15 protein-coding genes are annotated in these 14,779 nt (G+C 58.0%); 3 read left to right on the forward strand and 12 right to left on the reverse strand.

Going from position 1 to position 14,779, the window contains the following annotated elements; genetic code table 11:
• Positions 1–80: 80 nt before the first annotated feature.
• Together VEG30_01480 and feoB are read left to right on the forward strand one after the other, a co-directional pair.
• A complete protein-coding gene (locus VEG30_01480) occupies positions 81–350 on the forward strand; it encodes a FeoA family protein (GenBank protein ID HXZ78568.1) in 270 nt (89 codons plus the stop codon).
• The gene (gene feoB / locus VEG30_01485) at positions 347–2,257 is read left to right on the forward strand and encodes a ferrous iron transport protein B (GenBank protein HXZ78569.1); all 1,911 of its coding nucleotides are present in this window, start codon (positions 347–349) and stop codon (positions 2,255–2,257) included. The genes VEG30_01480 and feoB overlap by 4 nt, the downstream gene beginning before the upstream one ends.
• 79 nt (positions 2,258–2,336) lie before the next feature.
• Here feoB and VEG30_01490 read toward each other — a convergent pair whose 3' ends face one another.
• The 10 genes from VEG30_01490 to VEG30_01535 all read right to left on the reverse strand — a co-directional run bounded on the left by VEG30_01490 (position 2,337) and on the right by VEG30_01535 (position 11,756).
• Positions 2,337–4,460 (reverse strand): tetratricopeptide repeat protein, encoded by a 2,124-nt coding sequence (locus VEG30_01490; GenBank protein ID HXZ78570.1) that lies wholly within the window; start codon positions 4,458–4,460, stop codon positions 2,337–2,339.
• Positions 4,461–4,666: 206 nt separating this feature from the next.
• Positions 4,667–6,223, reverse strand: a complete 1,557-nt coding sequence (gene purH, locus VEG30_01495) for a bifunctional phosphoribosylaminoimidazolecarboxamide formyltransferase/IMP cyclohydrolase (protein HXZ78571.1) — start codon at positions 6,221–6,223, stop codon at positions 4,667–4,669.
• A gap of 133 nt (positions 6,224–6,356) precedes the next feature.
• Complete coding sequence (locus VEG30_01500) at positions 6,357–6,956, reverse strand: MXAN_5187 C-terminal domain-containing protein (protein HXZ78572.1); 600 nt, start codon at positions 6,954–6,956, stop codon at positions 6,357–6,359.
• A gap of 191 nt (positions 6,957–7,147) precedes the next feature.
• Entirely contained in the window at positions 7,148–7,498 is a 351-nt protein-coding gene (locus VEG30_01505) for a helix-turn-helix transcriptional regulator (GenBank protein HXZ78573.1), read from the reverse strand.
• Between the two features lie 186 nt (positions 7,499–7,684).
• A complete protein-coding gene (locus VEG30_01510; GenBank protein ID HXZ78574.1) occupies positions 7,685–8,446 on the reverse strand; it encodes a dienelactone hydrolase family protein in 762 nt (253 codons plus the stop codon).
• Complete coding sequence (locus VEG30_01515; protein ID HXZ78575.1) at positions 8,443–8,931, reverse strand: GNAT family N-acetyltransferase; 489 nt, start codon at positions 8,929–8,931, stop codon at positions 8,443–8,445. The genes VEG30_01510 and VEG30_01515 overlap by 4 nt, the downstream gene beginning before the upstream one ends.
• 13 nt (positions 8,932–8,944) lie before the next feature.
• Positions 8,945–9,610 (reverse strand): DUF2238 domain-containing protein, encoded by a 666-nt coding sequence (locus VEG30_01520; GenBank protein ID HXZ78576.1) that lies wholly within the window; start codon positions 9,608–9,610, stop codon positions 8,945–8,947.
• A gap of 58 nt (positions 9,611–9,668) precedes the next feature.
• Positions 9,669–10,313, reverse strand: a complete 645-nt coding sequence (locus VEG30_01525) for an SRPBCC family protein (protein HXZ78577.1) — start codon at positions 10,311–10,313, stop codon at positions 9,669–9,671.
• Positions 10,314–10,393: 80 nt separating this feature from the next.
• Positions 10,394–10,921 (reverse strand): ferritin family protein, encoded by a 528-nt coding sequence (locus tag VEG30_01530; GenBank protein ID HXZ78578.1) that lies wholly within the window; start codon positions 10,919–10,921, stop codon positions 10,394–10,396.
• 448 nt (positions 10,922–11,369) lie between these two features.
• The gene (locus VEG30_01535) at positions 11,370–11,756 is read right to left on the reverse strand and encodes a hypothetical protein (GenBank protein ID HXZ78579.1); all 387 of its coding nucleotides are present in this window, start codon (positions 11,754–11,756) and stop codon (positions 11,370–11,372) included.
• A 396-nt stretch (positions 11,757–12,152) separates the two neighbouring features.
• On the opposite strand from VEG30_01535, the gene VEG30_01540 reads away from it, so the two are divergent.
• The gene (locus VEG30_01540; GenBank protein HXZ78580.1) at positions 12,153–12,548 is read left to right on the forward strand and encodes a hypothetical protein; all 396 of its coding nucleotides are present in this window, start codon (positions 12,153–12,155) and stop codon (positions 12,546–12,548) included.
• Positions 12,549–12,702: 154 nt separating this feature from the next.
• On the opposite strand, the gene VEG30_01545 is transcribed toward VEG30_01540, so the two are convergent.
• On the reverse strand, positions 12,703–13,938 hold the full coding sequence (locus tag VEG30_01545; protein ID HXZ78581.1) for an HDOD domain-containing protein: 1,236 nt from the start codon (positions 13,936–13,938) through the stop codon (positions 12,703–12,705).
• Entirely contained in the window at positions 13,916–14,740 is an 825-nt protein-coding gene (locus VEG30_01550) for a hypothetical protein (GenBank protein HXZ78582.1), read from the reverse strand. The genes VEG30_01545 and VEG30_01550 overlap by 23 nt, the downstream gene beginning before the upstream one ends.
• Between the last annotated feature and the right edge of the window lie 39 nt (positions 14,741–14,779).

Raw genomic sequence — 14,779 nt, forward strand, 5'->3', positions numbered from 1 at the left:
CGGCAGGTAGAATGTTGATATTGAAAATGATTTTCAATTTCTTAAAGAATTCTTAGCAAAGGCGCAAAGGCAATCATTCCATGACAGAGGGCGAGTCGATCCGGTTGGCGGAGTTGGACGAAGGTGAGCGGGCGGTCGTTTCTGGGCTGGAGTTGCCCGAGGCCGTAGCCGAACGATTGATGTGCCTGGGCTTTATCCCGGGTGTTGAAGTGGTGGCGGGCAAAAGCGCACCCGGCGGCGACCCCCGGGTTTTTTGTGTCGATGGCGGCCACGTAGCTCTGCGGCGCGAAACTTCTCAGCGAATTTCCGGCTTGCGTCTTGTGGCCAACGCAGAAGGCGATGAGCCGTGAGCACAGCCGAGATGGCGCTGGGGGAAGCCCCGTCCGTAGCCGATCCGGCGGAGGCCGTTCCCGCGGTCACTCCCCGAATTCGCTCGATTGCGGTCGTAGGTCCACCCAATTCCGGCAAAACCACGTTGTTCAATCGTCTGACCGGACTCCGCCAGAAGGTCGCAAACTTCCCGGGGGTCACCGTCGAGCACCATGTGGGCTATCTGCGCAATCGGCAGGGCGAGGAGATCGCGGTCATCGACCTGCCCGGCATCTACAGCCTGTCCCCCAAATCAGAAGACGAGCGGGTAACAATCGACGTGCTTGAGGGCAGGATGGCGGGCACTCCCCGCCCAGATGCCATCGTGCTCATCCTGGATTCCACCAACCTTAATCGCCATTTGGTACTGGCAGCGCGGGTAATTGCTCTGGGACTGCCGACATTGGTCCTGCTGAACCTGGCCGATGCGCTCACCGCGCAAGGCGGAACGCTGGACGTCCTGGCATTGGCACGCCAACTCGGCACACCCGTGGCGCTGATCGCTGCGGCCCGAGGCGAGGGCATCGACGTGGTGCAGAATTTTGTCTCGTCGAGGACAGCTTTGCCGGCGCCAGCGACTCTGCCCGTACTCAATGACCTGCCCCGATGCCGTGAATGGGCGGCGCGCGTGGCCAAGGGTTCGTGTTACCGGCGGCCAGTTCCCTCTGTTTGGGGTCGGCGGCTGGATGCGGTGTTCCTGCACCCCTATGCCGGGCCACTCGTATTCCTGGCTGTAGTTATCGGAGTGTTTCAGTGCATTTTCACCCTCGGGCAACCGCTGTCCGACGGGTTGCGCAACTTGCTCGATTCGCTTGGACAAAGTCTGGGTGGATATCTGGCAGGCGGCTGGCTTCGATCGTTAGTGGTCGATGGCGCCTGGAAAGGTGTGACCTCGGTTCTTATTTTTCTGCCGCAGATTGTTCTCCTGTTTCTAGTCATCGGAGTACTGGAAGACTCCGGCTACCTGGCGCGAGCCGCTGTCATAGCAGACCGCACCATGAAAAAAGTCGGCCTGAATGGCAAAGCATTTATTCCGCTGCTTTCTGCCTATGCGTGCGCGGTTCCAGCGATCATGGCCACACGCACCATCGAAGACAAGCGTGACCGCATCGCCACCATTCTGATTGCGCCCTTCATGACCTGCTCGGCGCGCCTGCCCGTGTACACCATGGTGATTGCAGCCTTCATTCCAGATCACCGCATCTTGGGTCCGCTGCTGGGGGCGCGAGCTACCGCCATGCTCGGTCTCTACGTGCTGGGATTTCTGGCCGCGGTAGTGACGGCGAGGATCTTGAAATCTTCGATTCTCCAGAGCCGTGAATCGCAATTCATTCTGGAAATGCCGGCCTACCGCTGGCCGACGCTGCAGTCGCTCGGATTACGGCTGTTTGATCGCTCGCGGGCTTTCCTGGTCCGCGCGGGTACAGTGATCCTGGCCGTTTCCCTGATGCTTTGGGGGCTGACTCATTTACCGCTCCAGCACGGTCAGCCGCCGCAGATCCAGAACAGCGTCGTCGCGCAGTTTGGGCGGGCCATGGAACCGGCCATCCGACCGTTGGGTTTCAACTGGAAAATCGGAGTGGGACTGGTTACCTCCATCGCCGCACGCGAAGTAATCATCAGCACGCTGGGCACGCTGAACGGGCTTGACCCCGCTCAACAGTCGGCCAGCCTGCAGCAGGCGCTGCATAGCGAGTTGTCGCTCGCGGGTGCGATGGCGCTATTGGTGTTCTTCGCCTTCGCCATGCAGTGCACCTCGACCCTGGCGGTCGTGCGGCGGGAAACGAATAGCTGGCGCTGGCCCGCAATTCAGTTCCTCTATATGACTCTGCTGGCGTATGGCGCCGCGTTGGCGGTCTACCAGATTGGAACCCGGCTGGTCGGATAAGAAAAAGCAGGTCCCTCCACGCGCAATGGGATCGCACACACGGCCCACGCCGGTGACTTCACCCGATCCCACTTCTTCCTTATTTTGAATTCTGGTTCTGGCCTGCGTTTTCACGAGCCAGCTTGACGCGGGCCGCATCTAGATTCTTCTGCACCCGCGAGACTTCCGTCGTGTCCACATCCGCGGGCACGGATTTGTTCCATTCCTCCAGGGCCCTCTCCCAGTAAGCCGCAGCCAGCTTCAGGCGATCTGTCTTCTGGAAGAGTTCACCCAGGTGGGACAGCACAGTGGGATCGTTGTTGACGCGTTCATTCGCCTTGCGCAGGTTCTCTTCGGCGAGATCGTACCGTCCCAGCTTGAAATAAGCCCATCCCAGGGAATCAATGTAAGCCCCATTCTGCGGCTCGAGCTGAACAGCACGCTTGACATAACCCAGAGCTTCCTCCAGCCGAGTGCCGCGGTCGGCGAGCATGTAGCCGAGATAGTTGAGCGCGCCGGCATTGTTGGGATCGTGCGCCAGAAGCTTCTTGAATAAGTCCTCGGCCTGGTCGTATTTCTTTTGCCGTTCATATACCGAGGCCAGCATGAAGTTGGCGTAATCCTTCTCCTCCGGCTTGGTCGAAAGCTCGTTAGCCTTCGCTAGGGCCTGCTCGGCTTCCGGCCAGCGTTTGAGGCGGCTATAGATCTGGCCGAGAGTCATGTAGGCATCGCGGTCCTCTGGCGTGCCTTTGAGTACTGACTTGACCTGGGCGATCGCAGTGTCGGCCTGCCCCTGATCCGCTAATTGCATTGCAAACCCGAATTTCAGGCTACGGTCATTGGGGTACTTCGCAGTGGCTTCTTTGGCCACAGCAGTAGCCTTGTCCCACTGCTTGCCTTCCCGATACGTGTCGATAATCTGCTGATATCCGCGGGACGCATTTTCGTCACCCAGTGACAGCATCTGGCGGAAAGTATCGGCTGCCAGATCGGTTTTGTTCTCGTCACGGTAGATGGCGCCCAGTCGCTCCAGGAAAACGGCGCGATTGTTACGATCCCCGGGCTGATAGCTGCCTTCAGGTTTCTCCGTTTTCTTGATCAGATCCTGCAACAGCTTGGTTGCTTCCTCGAAATTGCCCTGAGACTGATAGATCACCGCCAGGTTGTACGGGATCTCGACGGAGTCGGGAACTTCAGCCCCGGCTTTTTTCAGGGCTTCCAACGCCTGGTCGTACTTGCCAGAGCGGCGGTAGATTTCCGCAATGTGCATGTAGCTCTGAGCATCGTGCGGATCGGCCTCCGCGATGGCCTTGTATTGTTCCAGGGCGGCGTCGGTCTGGTTGTCATTCAGCAGGTTTTGGGCCAGCCCGCGCTGGGCCTCCAGGTTGTCCTTGTCGTCTTCCGTGGCTTTCCGGTAGGCGGCGATAGCGTTCTTGTAGTCTTTTTGCTGCTCGTATGTGAATCCGAGCGCGGAATAAACTTTTCCCGAACGCTCCGAGTCGGGAATGGAATTCAGAACCTGGGTAGCGCGCTTGGAATCGCCCTCCTCGTTGTAGAGGTAGGCAAGCATGGTGACGGCTTCCTCGGAACCCGGCTGCAGTTCCACAGCGGTCTTGAATTCACTCTCCGCCTTCAACATGTCGTTATTGGCGCGATAGAGACGACCGAGCAACAGGTGGTTATCAATGTTGGAAGGCTCGATTTGGACGATCTTTTCGTACTGCTCAATAGCGCGCCGCAGGACCTCGTTAGATTGAGATCCCGACTGCAAATCACCCAGGCTGCGCAAGTAGATACGCCCGAGCAGTTTGCGAGCTTCCAGATTGTTGGGATCCCGCTTGATGATGTCCTGCGCTTCGTTGACCGCATCGCGGATCCGGCCAGTCCTGGCATAGAGTTCTGCCAGACCAGAATTCAGATATTCGGAACCGGGATCGTTCTCGATGGCCAGCCGGTATTCCTCAATCGCCTTGCTCGCCCAGTCGTTGCTCTGGTAGATGGCAAACAGCTCTTCGTACATGTGAGCGAGCGTGTAGTGATAATAGGCGTTGGCGCGATTGGAATTCCGCTGAGTTCCAGGGGAAGACGGTGCGGTTCTTCCCGCATTTTCGGCTGCTGGAGTACTTACTGTCGGCGTCGGATTATCTTGCTGGGGTACAGTTTGCGCAAAAGCAGCCAAAGAGAGGGCCGTAAGAAGTACGAATACAGACTTTATGTTCTTCATGAAATCCCCAGGCTCAAAAAGGGCCCATCAGTTGGATGCCGAACCCCACGGGTAAGTGCAACCCTATTTTACGCTGCTTTCGACGGATACGAGCTATTAGCTCTCACTTCCGTAATAATTAAAGATCTCGGGTTATGTCACCGTCGAGGCGATCCAACAAAGATTGAGCTTGCGGTATTTCCAAACCTTTGATTTGGTCAAGCCATTCAGTGCCGGAAGTGACGCAGCCCCGTCAATACCATGGCTAGCCCAAGGCGGTTGGCAGCATCGATAACCTCCTGATCGCGCACCGAGCCCCCGGGCTGAATGATAGCCGTTGCGCCCTGGCGTGCTATTTCCTCCACTCCGTCGGAAAAGGGAAAGAAAGCGTCGGACGCTGCCACGGTTCCTTTCAGAGGGAGAACAGCCTTCATGGCGCCGATTTTGCACGAATCGACGCGGCTCATCTGCCCTGCGCCCACACCTACCGTCTGGCCATCACGGGCATAGACAATGGCGTTCGACTTGACGTGCTTGCAGACGATCCAGGCGAATTTGAGAGCCCGCATCTCCTCCGCAGTCGGCTTACGTTCGGTGACTACCCGCAGATCGGTACCGGTTAAAGGTCGAACGTCGGCATCCTGCATCAGCAGGCCACCCGAGATGTTCTTCACTACACGTCCGGCCGGGGCAGGCACAACTTCCACCAGCCGCAAGTTCTTCTTGGCAGCGAATTTCTCACGCGCAGACTGGTCGAAGCCGGGCGCGGCGATCGCCTCCACAAACAACTTGGCCATCTCCGCCGCCGTCTCCCCGTCGACCGGTCGGTTGACGCCGATAACGCCGCCGAAAGCCGACACCGGATCGCACTCCAGCGCTTTTTGATAAGCCTCCAGCAGACTGGTTCCAGTCGCCGTGCCACAGGGATTGGTGTGCTTGATGATGGTACAGGCGGGCACTTCGAACTCCTGCGCGAGATCCCAGCAAGCCTCCAGATCCACGATGTTGTTATATGACAGCTCCTTGCCCTGCAGCTGGCAAGCGTGAGCAATGCCCGCATCCGAGTTGTCCGCATACATGGCGGCTTTCTGGTGAGGATTCTCCCCGTAGCGGAGGTCCATCACCTTCTTGTAGCTGAGCCGCAGAACCTGCGGGAAATCTTCCTTCTCGCGAAACTCCACTGAGCCGTTCACGCTGATGCGCTCCAGCGTGGAAGCAATCGCGGAATCGTAGGCCGCAGTCGTGGAAAATGCCTTCTGCGCCAGTTTCCAGAGCGTTTCGCGGGACAGATCGCCCCCCCGAGCTTTCAATTCCTCGATCAGCGCCGCGTAATCCTTGGGTGATGTCACCACTGCCACATCCTGAAAGTTCTTGGCCGCCGAGCGGATCATGGAAGGCCCGCCGATATCGATGTTCTCGATGATCTCGTCCAGCCGCGCGCCGGCCTTGGCCGCGGTCTTTTCGAAGGCGTACAGGTTCACCACTACCATGTCGATCGGTGGGATGTCGTGCTCGGCGACGGTGGCACGATGCTCCGGATTAGCGCGCATATGCAGGATGCCGCCGTGCACCTTCGGGTGCAGGGTCTTGACCCGCCCATCCAGCATTTCAGGGAACCCAGTCACCTGTGAGATGTCTTTGACAGTGATACCGGAATCGCGCAGCAGCTTGGCGGTGCCCCCGGTAGAAATCAGCTCCACACCCATTCCAGAGAGTTGGCGGGCAAAATCGACGATGCCAGTCTTATCGGTGACGCTCAGCAGAGCGCGCTGTACTTTGGCCATGACATTCCTTCCGCGGATTTGGGTCCAGGGCAGCTCGAACGAGCCTGCAGTCAATACTAGCAGGCAGCGAAGCCGAAGTGATGGGGGTCACAGGAGAATGATTTTAGAATGGGCGAAACCTGAAGCTCTTTACTCAGGCGGTTTTCGGGCGGGCCTTGAGCTTGACTTCGCCGTTCTGCATCTCGACTTCGAATTCCACCGATTTGCAGCCGAACTTTTTCTGGATCTCCTCAGTCTTCTTCTGCACGAAGCTTTGGAAGGATTCGAAGCTGGCCGTGTCGGCGATGTTGGCTTTCTGACGCGCCTGCTTGAGCGCGCTGAACAGCGGACGAACCTTCTCGGCATCCGCCTGCTCCAGGGCAAAAGTGGCACGCGAGTTTTCCTCGGCCGTCCGGCCCTCGAGGGCACGCTCGGCCGCATGCTGCTGTTCCGCGCGCAACCCCTGGATCGCCAGCAGTGCGTCCTGCGGTCGGCGGTAGCCTTCTTCCTTGACCTTCAGCTTCTGCCGCCACAGATCACTGAAAATGGCATACCGCTGGGCCATGGCGTTATAGCGGAAACGCTGGGCGTACTTGAGCCGCTTGGAGTCACCGTACTTCTTGAGGAGGCTTTGGACGCGCCACTCCAGATCCTGGGGTGGACGCTTCGACCCGCCGCCAAAGTAGACGTCGTACTCGATCTTCAACCGGCGCAGGTTGTCGTCGAGAAGATTCAGTTCTTCGTCGACCGTCAAGAGAACCTCGCAAGGGGAGGAAGGATTACCGGGTAACCGGGCCAGATTTTCAGATCAAGTTTCCAGCGGGCGGGGGCCTGGTGTCATCCCTCCGTAGTCGCTGTCCTAAAGTGCGCGCGCAAACCGGTTGGATCTAACACCGGGCGAAGAACAAAACAGGACGTTTATGCCAGCCGCGGCCAAATTTTCAGCTATTTGCCGGTACTGGCAGCCATCTTCTTTACCATCTGCAACACCAGCTTGCGGTCGCTCTCGTTGAGTGCGGCGGAGTAGCGGCGCACCTGGTTCAGGAAACGCACCTGGTCGTCGCTAAGCTGGGGCAGATTCTTGGAGCCGTTGTCGTGCTCCCCGACGGAGAAAAACTGGGCCAGAGGAAGATCCATGGCATTGGCGATTTTGGCCAGCGTGTCCAAGGAAGGAATCGTGTGCCCGTTTTCGACGCGGGAGAGATAGCACCGCAAAAGGCCCGTGCGCTTTTCAATGTCGCCTTGCGAAAGGGCTTTTTGCAGGCGGTAGTTGCGTATGGTCTCGCCTATATTCATAGTGAAGGCGGAAATAATTTCCTGGGGGTGCTGAATAGTAACCAGAATACAAACCCTCGCGCAATAGATTTTTTCAGACGCCCAAAAACAGCGAGTTACGAAAGTGCGCGGGGAGCGCGATCGCTCACTCAGTCATCCTGAGCGCAGCGAAGGGTGGGATCGAAGCACTAACCCGATCCTGAAATCCTACTTCTTGAGATTCGCTTCCAGAAACGCCACCGTCTTCTTCCGCGCAGCAGCAGCGTCATCCGCCCGATAGCCTGCGGTGTTGTTGGGATTTTCGAAAGCGTGTCCGGCTTCCGGGAAAATCGCGATCTCAACCGTCTTCCCCTGCGCCTTGAGCTGCTCTTCGAACTTGTGTACGTCGTCCGCCGGGATCCCGCGATCCTTGCCGCCGAAGATCCCCAGCACATGCGCGTGAATCTTGCTCAGAGTCTCGGGCTGGGTGGCTAGATGGCCATAGTTGATCACCACAGCTTTGAGTTGCGGATCATTCAGCGCAAGATCGAGCGCATAGCCGCCGCCCATGCACCACCCAATCGCGCCGACACGGGTTTTGTCCACATTATTCAGCGAACGCAAATACGCCGACGCCGCCAGCAGGTCCCGTGTTGCGCGGTCCTGCGGAACGCCACGCATGATCTCGTGCGCCTCGTCGGACGTCATCGCCACCTTGCCGCGATAGAGATCGAGCGCCAGAGTCACATAACCCTGATCGGCTAGCTCCGCCGCCTGCTGCTTGACCCAGTCATTCAAGCCCCACCATTCGTGGATCACCACCAGCGCCGGAAATGGCCCTTTTCCGGATGGCGAGTAAAGCATGCCGCTGACGGTCTCGTCTCCGCTCTTGTAGGAGACCTGCTTACCTTCAGCGGCCACGAGCGACTGCGAGCATAGAACGAAGCTCACAACCAAAATGAAAATGCGGAGGACCGTTGCATTCGTCATCTGTTCACCATATAGGACTGCAGGTCCAGTTCCATGAAAGTGGCGCCTTCGACGGGGTTGGCGGTGTAGGGCGGGATCTCATAGAAGCCGAGGGCACGATACATCGCGACCGCCGGGCCCATCATGGACTCGACCGTGTCGAGGCGCATGCGCCCGTATCCGATGGCCTGAGCCTGCGCGATGAGAACTTCCGCCAGGGCGCGCCCAATGCCGTTGCCGCGAAAATCCCGCCGCACATAGAGCCGCTTCATTTCGCACAGACCGGGCTCGAGCGGACGCATACCCACGCAACCGGCGGTGCGGTCATCGAGTTGGGCCAGCAGCAAACGTCCTTGAGGCGGAGCGTATTTGCCCGGAAGCTCGGCTAATTCCTGCTCGAAACTCTGGAAGCAGAGACTGAAACCCAGCGAGTTGGCATATTCCAGAAAGAGCTCGCGGGCCTCGGCAATGTGACTAGCGGACTCGGTTTGGAAAATTCTGAGCACGGATCTGACCCGATCAAGGTGTCTCGGATAACTGGTGATCGTGAACTCGAGAAAGCGTCACTAGGCCAACGATGGCTCCGACTAAAGCCGTCGCCATGTCTTCCTGCGTATCCCAGGGGTCGCCCTGGGTTCCGAGAAAATCATTGGCGGCCGATCCGGTGGCCACAGCCACCCGCCACTCGAACAACTCATAAGCCGCGCTGATCGCGAGGCAGATCGAAACCACGATGAAGAACAGCCACGGTCCGCGTTTTACGACCTGCTTGCGGATCAAAATTTCACGCGCCACAAATGCAGGAACCAGCCCCTGCGCGAAGTGACCAACGCGATCGTAGTAGTTGCGGCTCAGATGCCAGTGATCGCGAATCCAGCCGAACACCGGCTCGCGAGCGTAGGTGTAATGTCCGCCCACCAGCAGGATCAGCGCCTGGCAGAGAATGAGCACATAAACCAGCCGGGTTAAGGGAAAGCGGCGGTACGTGAACAGCAGGATCGGCAGAGCAATCAGCGCCGGCACCACTTCAAGAAACCAGGTGAAGTAGTTGTACGGGCGGATTGCCGACCACACCAGTACAGCCGCAAAAATCGCCAGCAGCAGAATAAGGAAATTCTTGCCAGGGATGCCGCGAACACGCGGACGCGCAACCGGTGGTGGTGGGAGGCTCACCCCAACAGACATGCGGGCGATTTTATCCCATTGGCCATGACTTACAGATGTCGTTGTCCGCGCGCGATCTTCAGGCGCTGTTCTGTTCTGAGGTCGAAGCAGCGTCATCGACCGAGCGCGGGGCAGGGCGCATTGGTGTTACACCCGATTGTCCGCGACGAGCCTGTGAGCCGCCACCATCTGTGTCTTTGCCCTTCCCTTCCAGCGAGGCTTTAAAATCCCGCAGCACCTTGGAAATGAACTCTTCCAGGTGCTCCTCGGTCACATTCGCAAAAGGACGGAGCAAGCGCGAGGGCGGCACGTAATTCATGGTGACGTGCACCAGCGTGTCATTGCCTACTGGCGCAAAGCTGATGCGGCCGGTGTGCTTGGGCCCGCTTAGCGATTTCCAGGCAATGGATTGCAGAGGAATGAACTGCTCAATCTCCGCCTCCCACCCGAATTGCTTGCCGTCGAGAACGATGGACCAGTAGGACCGCCGTCCATCTACCCGAATCTCGCAAATGCTGTCGCTGACAGCGGGCAGGCGCTCAAGATGAATCCAGGCATCGAAGACTTCAGGAACGGGCAGCCCAATTTGCAAGCTCTTCTCCAGCCGCACCACGTCCCTGCGAGGACGGCTGAAACGATCAATTAACAAGACCGTACCCAGGCCAGCCCCCGCGCCCAAAGCTATCCCAACGCTGAGACCACGCCAGAACGATTTCTTTGCCATCCATTCCTCCATTGACGTTGAGATGACCGAGGTACCCGACGAGGTGGCCTGGAAAGGTTGGATGTTGAAAAGCACAAGAATTATGCCAATTCGCTGCCGGCCGCGCGCCGGGCGGCAGAAATTTTCTGCTCCAGCAGATTGGTATGTGAGTCTTCAAACTCCGCCAGTTCCCTGTAAAGTTTATGCAACTCTTCGTCAGACGTAGTGGCAGCCATACGTTGGTAAAAGCGTTGCGCTCCCTGTTCCGCTGCCAGCGCGACTTCCAGAGCTTTGTATCGGGGTGAATAAGCAGTGTTGGAACGCACGATCGCAAACAGCTCACCACTCTCGAGTTTGGGGACTTCAATTATCTCGCGAATGTCTTCTTCCGTAGTAACACAATGGCGGGTGCCGTAACGCTCGAGATATTTCTCCTGCAGCAGGGTTCCGTGGTGCCGCTCTTCCTGCGCCATATCCCAGAAAACATCGGCAATTTGCAGCGACTCGGGATCACGAAACTCGGCAAACAATTCGGCAAACTGCTGGTACAGCCCGGCATTGCGTTCTTCGATGAAAATGGCGACGTGAAGGGCTTCCTGTGGGCTAAGCGAAGCAAAATCCCGTTTCATAGCCTTTCTCAGAGCTAGAGCGCCTACCACCGCTGAAGGATAGTTTACGCCACCAGCACTAGTTCAACCGGATTCAGTTCTATTCAGGATTGGGGCGGCCCATTTCGGATTTGACTGACCCAGGCGGGATTCGAGTGGTGGTCACCTGGCCTCCTTCAATGCACAGCGTGAGATCGTGGGCACAATGGCTGCATAGCCAGTAGAATTCGATGGGCCCGCTTCTGTGCTTGACCCAGCCTTCATTTTCCGTGTCGGATGACAGCCGGGCTGGGCGGGGATCGACGGCGAAGACCCTCCCTTCATGCAGAAAGCGGAAAGAAACGAAGCATGCCGGGTTGGCGCACTTGGAGAGCATTTCAATCTCCTGCAGGTTGCTCTCCCAAAGAGGAATGGATTACTTACCAGAGCCGTACAAACCCGAGCTCAACAACCCTGCGATCAAGAAATATCAGGTGGCGAGGGGCGCTTTGGTGCTGCCGCATTCGCGTTCCAATCGCGCGATCACCTGGCGCAACCACTGGACCACAGCGTCCTCCAACCGGGCCTGATTGTAGCCCTGGTCCAGCGTTTCCACTGTGTTTCCCTTGGCGTCGAGGGGAATGTGATGGCAGGGCACAGTTTCATTTCGGAACTGTTCCGGAACGAAATCGATGAGCATGCACTCGGAGCAGGAGTGCGGCCGATCGGGCTCGCCGTAGTTCAGGCAGGTCACCGAATCCTGGAAGATGGACGTCGGCTTCCAGGGAGTGCGGACCGACCGTCCATAGCCCCCTTGTTCCAGGAAGGCGAGTTCGAACTTCAACTTGTCCAGGAGCTCCTGCTTGCCGCTGTCCATATGCCACCTCCGCATCGTTTGCCGACGATTGTGCTCTCCGATGTACCTGGAGGCTGTGACTTGGCTCACCACGCCTTGTGACCGGCTCGAAGGTGAATGCCCACTGCTTACTCACCGCCGGCTAAGCCCGAGATCCTGCTGCGCTTTCCGGAGACTTCTGGCAAAAGCTCACTCCGGCCTGTGACGCTTCTCACTTTCAGGGCCTCCCGGCAGAGCTAACTTTTAGCTGGGGACAAAGGTCCCCGGAGTTGAGCCCGGGAACCGGCGACGCCCGCGGGTGGGCTAGTACGGTAGTGTCGCACTGCCCGCTGCGGTCGGACGGCCAGACGGCTAGCTGAGCTTAGCCGTGCAAGGTTTCGGCTCCTGGCGGCTCCGGAAGGAGTAGCCATGCTAAGAATGTTGCGTACGGTCCTGATTCTTGCGTCTCTGCTAGCTATCTTCAGCGCGCTGTCGGTGGCGCAAGCGCCCAAGCCCAAGTACGATCCTGCCACCGAAGTTCACTTTTCTAAGGCCACGGTGGTGGATATCAAGCTGATCCCGGAGAATGGCAAAAGCGACCAGCACCTCATCGTCAAAGTGGGCGAGCAGACCTACGAGATCTGTTTGTGCCCCAAATCGTTCACGGACACGATGGGATTCGAAGTGGTGCGCGGTGATCAACTGGAGATCACCGGCTCCAAGGTGAAAACCGATGCCGGTGAAGTTGTGCTGGCGCGCGAAATCATAAAGGGCAACAACACTCTGGTAATACGGGACAAGAAGGGCGAGCCTGCCTGGACCTGGCTAAAGTAGAAGCCATGTCACAAATCGGTTTTGAAAGGGCACGGCTTCGGCCCTACAGGCCGAGAAACATGCGGGCTTTAACCCCTGAGGGTTTACCTCACTCGATTCCTTACGAGTCAGCTTGACAGCCTCTATTCCGGCGATGCGAGCCGGGCAGCGCTTATCAAGAATCATTATGGCCGACGGCCTGCTCCGCCCAGCGAACGGCAGCAAGGTACATTTTTGCCAGCTCGGCCTCGCTGATGCGATAGCCAGAGGCAAGCCGTAGGCATTCCTGCCATGAACCCGACGCGTACAGCGAGCTGATTTCCAGGGCATCAGCAATATCGTTACTTCCTTCCAGTAATGCTTCCCGGATATTCTCCGACAAAGGTAGTTCAGCGACCAGCACGGCTCTTGGCACTCCCAAAATTGCGTCGATCCGCGACAGCAAAGCGGCAAGAAACATGTCGTTCGCATTTACCTTCACCGCCTGATGCATCAGTTCGCAGAAGCGAGCGTGCACCAAAGCCGAGACCACCAGATCAGAAGGAACATCGGTCGCCGCTTCCATCAACACCGCCACGCTGGCCCAGTTGCGAAAGGTGTGCTCCCCGATGAGCATAAGCGCGTGGCGGATCGAGGTGATCTCGAACGCGAATCCGTGAGCGGCGGAGTTCAGAAAGCGCAGCAGGCGGTAGTAGAGAGATGCGTCGGACTTGATGATGTTTTCCATCATCGCCACATCGAACCCTGGCTCGTGCAGGGCGCTCAGCAGGCGAATCGCATTCAGCCGTCCGGTAGGGATTTCGCTTCGCGCCAGGATGTGCGGCTTAGCGAAGTAGTAGCCCTGGAAGAGCCTGTAGCCCATTTCGACTGCAGATTCGAATTCCTCGCGCGTCTCGACCTTCTCCGCGACCATGATGGCGGGAGGCGAGAACGTACGGGCGAGATGGGCGCGATCCTCCTCAGCATGCATACGAAAATCGATCTTGATGTAGTCCGCCAGCTCAATCAGGGGCTCAAGTTCAGGCCGGGGCACGAAATCATCCAGCGCCAGCGGGTAGCCCGATTGCTTCAGGGAACGGCAAGCCGTCAACACATTGGCCTCCGGAAGCACGTTCTCAAGAATTTCCAGCACCGTACTTTCAGGCGGCAGCAGTGAAAACAAACCCTCGATCAGCCCGTGCTGGGTGCAGTTAATGAACGCCTTATGACCGTGGCAGAGCACGTCCAGACCGAATAAGAACGAGCTGTCGAGTATGTGCTGAGTGCCGGTTTTTGCGTCGAAGGAGAAGCGATTTTCCCATCCGTTGCGCGACAACAACTCGTAACCAAAAACCTGCCGGTTGCGCTCGAAGATCGCCTGGCGCGCAATGAAGCGCATGGGCATCGCGCTATTGGCGTTCGGATGAGTCATGGCAGGTAACGACTGAATCCGGCCGGGCAGCTGACTGTGCCGCAAGATCCAGCAGGAGCAGAGCCAGCTGAGAGATGCAATGCTGCAGCGCTGGCACTTCTTCGCTGCTCGGGCTGATGCGTGAGGCTTTTAAATCGTTCAGCAGCTCACGTCCGTTCTGAATCATGATGCGAGTTCGGTAGCGCGCCAGCGGAGTCGAGAGATCGACGGACTTCCCTGCTGCGGCGGCATCAGTCGATTGGCGCAGCCAAAGCGAGAGTTGACTGAGTTGCGCCACAAGCTCCAACAGCGACCGCGACAATCCGGCGTCAACGAAACTACCAGCAAGACCGGCTCCCAGCCGTCGCAAATCAGAAACCGCCTTCTCCAGACCTGCGGGCAGGTCGGAGGGAACGGGCGCAGACCGGCGAACTGCTGAAAAATCTTCCGCCGCGAAGCTATGAACTATGCCCGGGGCCGACTCTGCCATGGCGATGGCGCTGTAGGTATCGCGATAGCCTGCGGGGAAAATGTTTCCCCACGAGATGCGTGAATTTTCGGAAGCGCGCAGGCCAATGTGGCCTTCGCGATAGGTGCCGGCTTCGCCAACCCACTGCACGCGATATCGGGCGCGCTGTTGCTGGTATTGCACCCCGATCAAGTCTCCTTTCTTCGGTTCCACCGTCAATCCAGCGGCATGCATCCCCGAGGGGCTGACGTCCACCGTATCTACCTGGGTGTTGAACGGCCTGCCGTTCACATCGGTGCCGAACAAACGCACTGGTGCGACCATGCGTACACGTGGCTCTTGGCGACGGGCCATGTTCGTTCACCAGGATTAGAAGCTTTCTCATAAACCGGT

Source organism: Terriglobales bacterium, assembly GCA_035624455.1.
Taxonomy (GTDB): Bacteria; Acidobacteriota; Terriglobia; order Terriglobales; family Acidobacteriaceae; genus DASPRM01.

Excerpts from the sequence above, each read along its gene's own strand:
- VEG30_01540 (HXZ78580.1), top strand. The coding sequence starts at position 12,153 with ATGTTGCGTACGGTCCTGATTCTTGCGTCTCTGCTAGCTATCTTCAGC.
- VEG30_01545 (HXZ78581.1), bottom strand. The coding sequence starts at position 13,938 with ATGACTCATCCGAACGCCAATAGCGCGATGCCCATGCGCTTCATTGCG.
- VEG30_01535 (HXZ78579.1), bottom strand. The coding sequence starts at position 11,756 with ATGGACAGCGGCAAGCAGGAGCTCCTGGACAAGTTGAAGTTCGAACTC.
- VEG30_01505 (HXZ78573.1), bottom strand. The coding sequence starts at position 7,498 with ATGAATATAGGCGAGACCATACGCAACTACCGCCTGCAAAAAGCCCTT.
- VEG30_01490 (HXZ78570.1), bottom strand. The coding sequence starts at position 4,460 with ATGAAGAACATAAAGTCTGTATTCGTACTTCTTACGGCCCTCTCTTTG.
- purH (HXZ78571.1), bottom strand. The coding sequence starts at position 6,223 with ATGGCCAAAGTACAGCGCGCTCTGCTGAGCGTCACCGATAAGACTGGC.
- VEG30_01520 (HXZ78576.1), bottom strand. The coding sequence starts at position 9,610 with ATGTCTGTTGGGGTGAGCCTCCCACCACCACCGGTTGCGCGTCCGCGT.
- VEG30_01510 (HXZ78574.1), bottom strand. The coding sequence starts at position 8,446 with ATGACGAATGCAACGGTCCTCCGCATTTTCATTTTGGTTGTGAGCTTC.
- VEG30_01550 (HXZ78582.1), bottom strand. The coding sequence starts at position 14,740 with ATGGCCCGTCGCCAAGAGCCACGTGTACGCATGGTCGCACCAGTGCGT.
- VEG30_01525 (HXZ78577.1), bottom strand. The coding sequence starts at position 10,313 with ATGGCAAAGAAATCGTTCTGGCGTGGTCTCAGCGTTGGGATAGCTTTG.
- VEG30_01530 (HXZ78578.1), bottom strand. The coding sequence starts at position 10,921 with ATGAAACGGGATTTTGCTTCGCTTAGCCCACAGGAAGCCCTTCACGTC.
- VEG30_01480 (HXZ78568.1), top strand. The coding sequence starts at position 81 with ATGACAGAGGGCGAGTCGATCCGGTTGGCGGAGTTGGACGAAGGTGAG.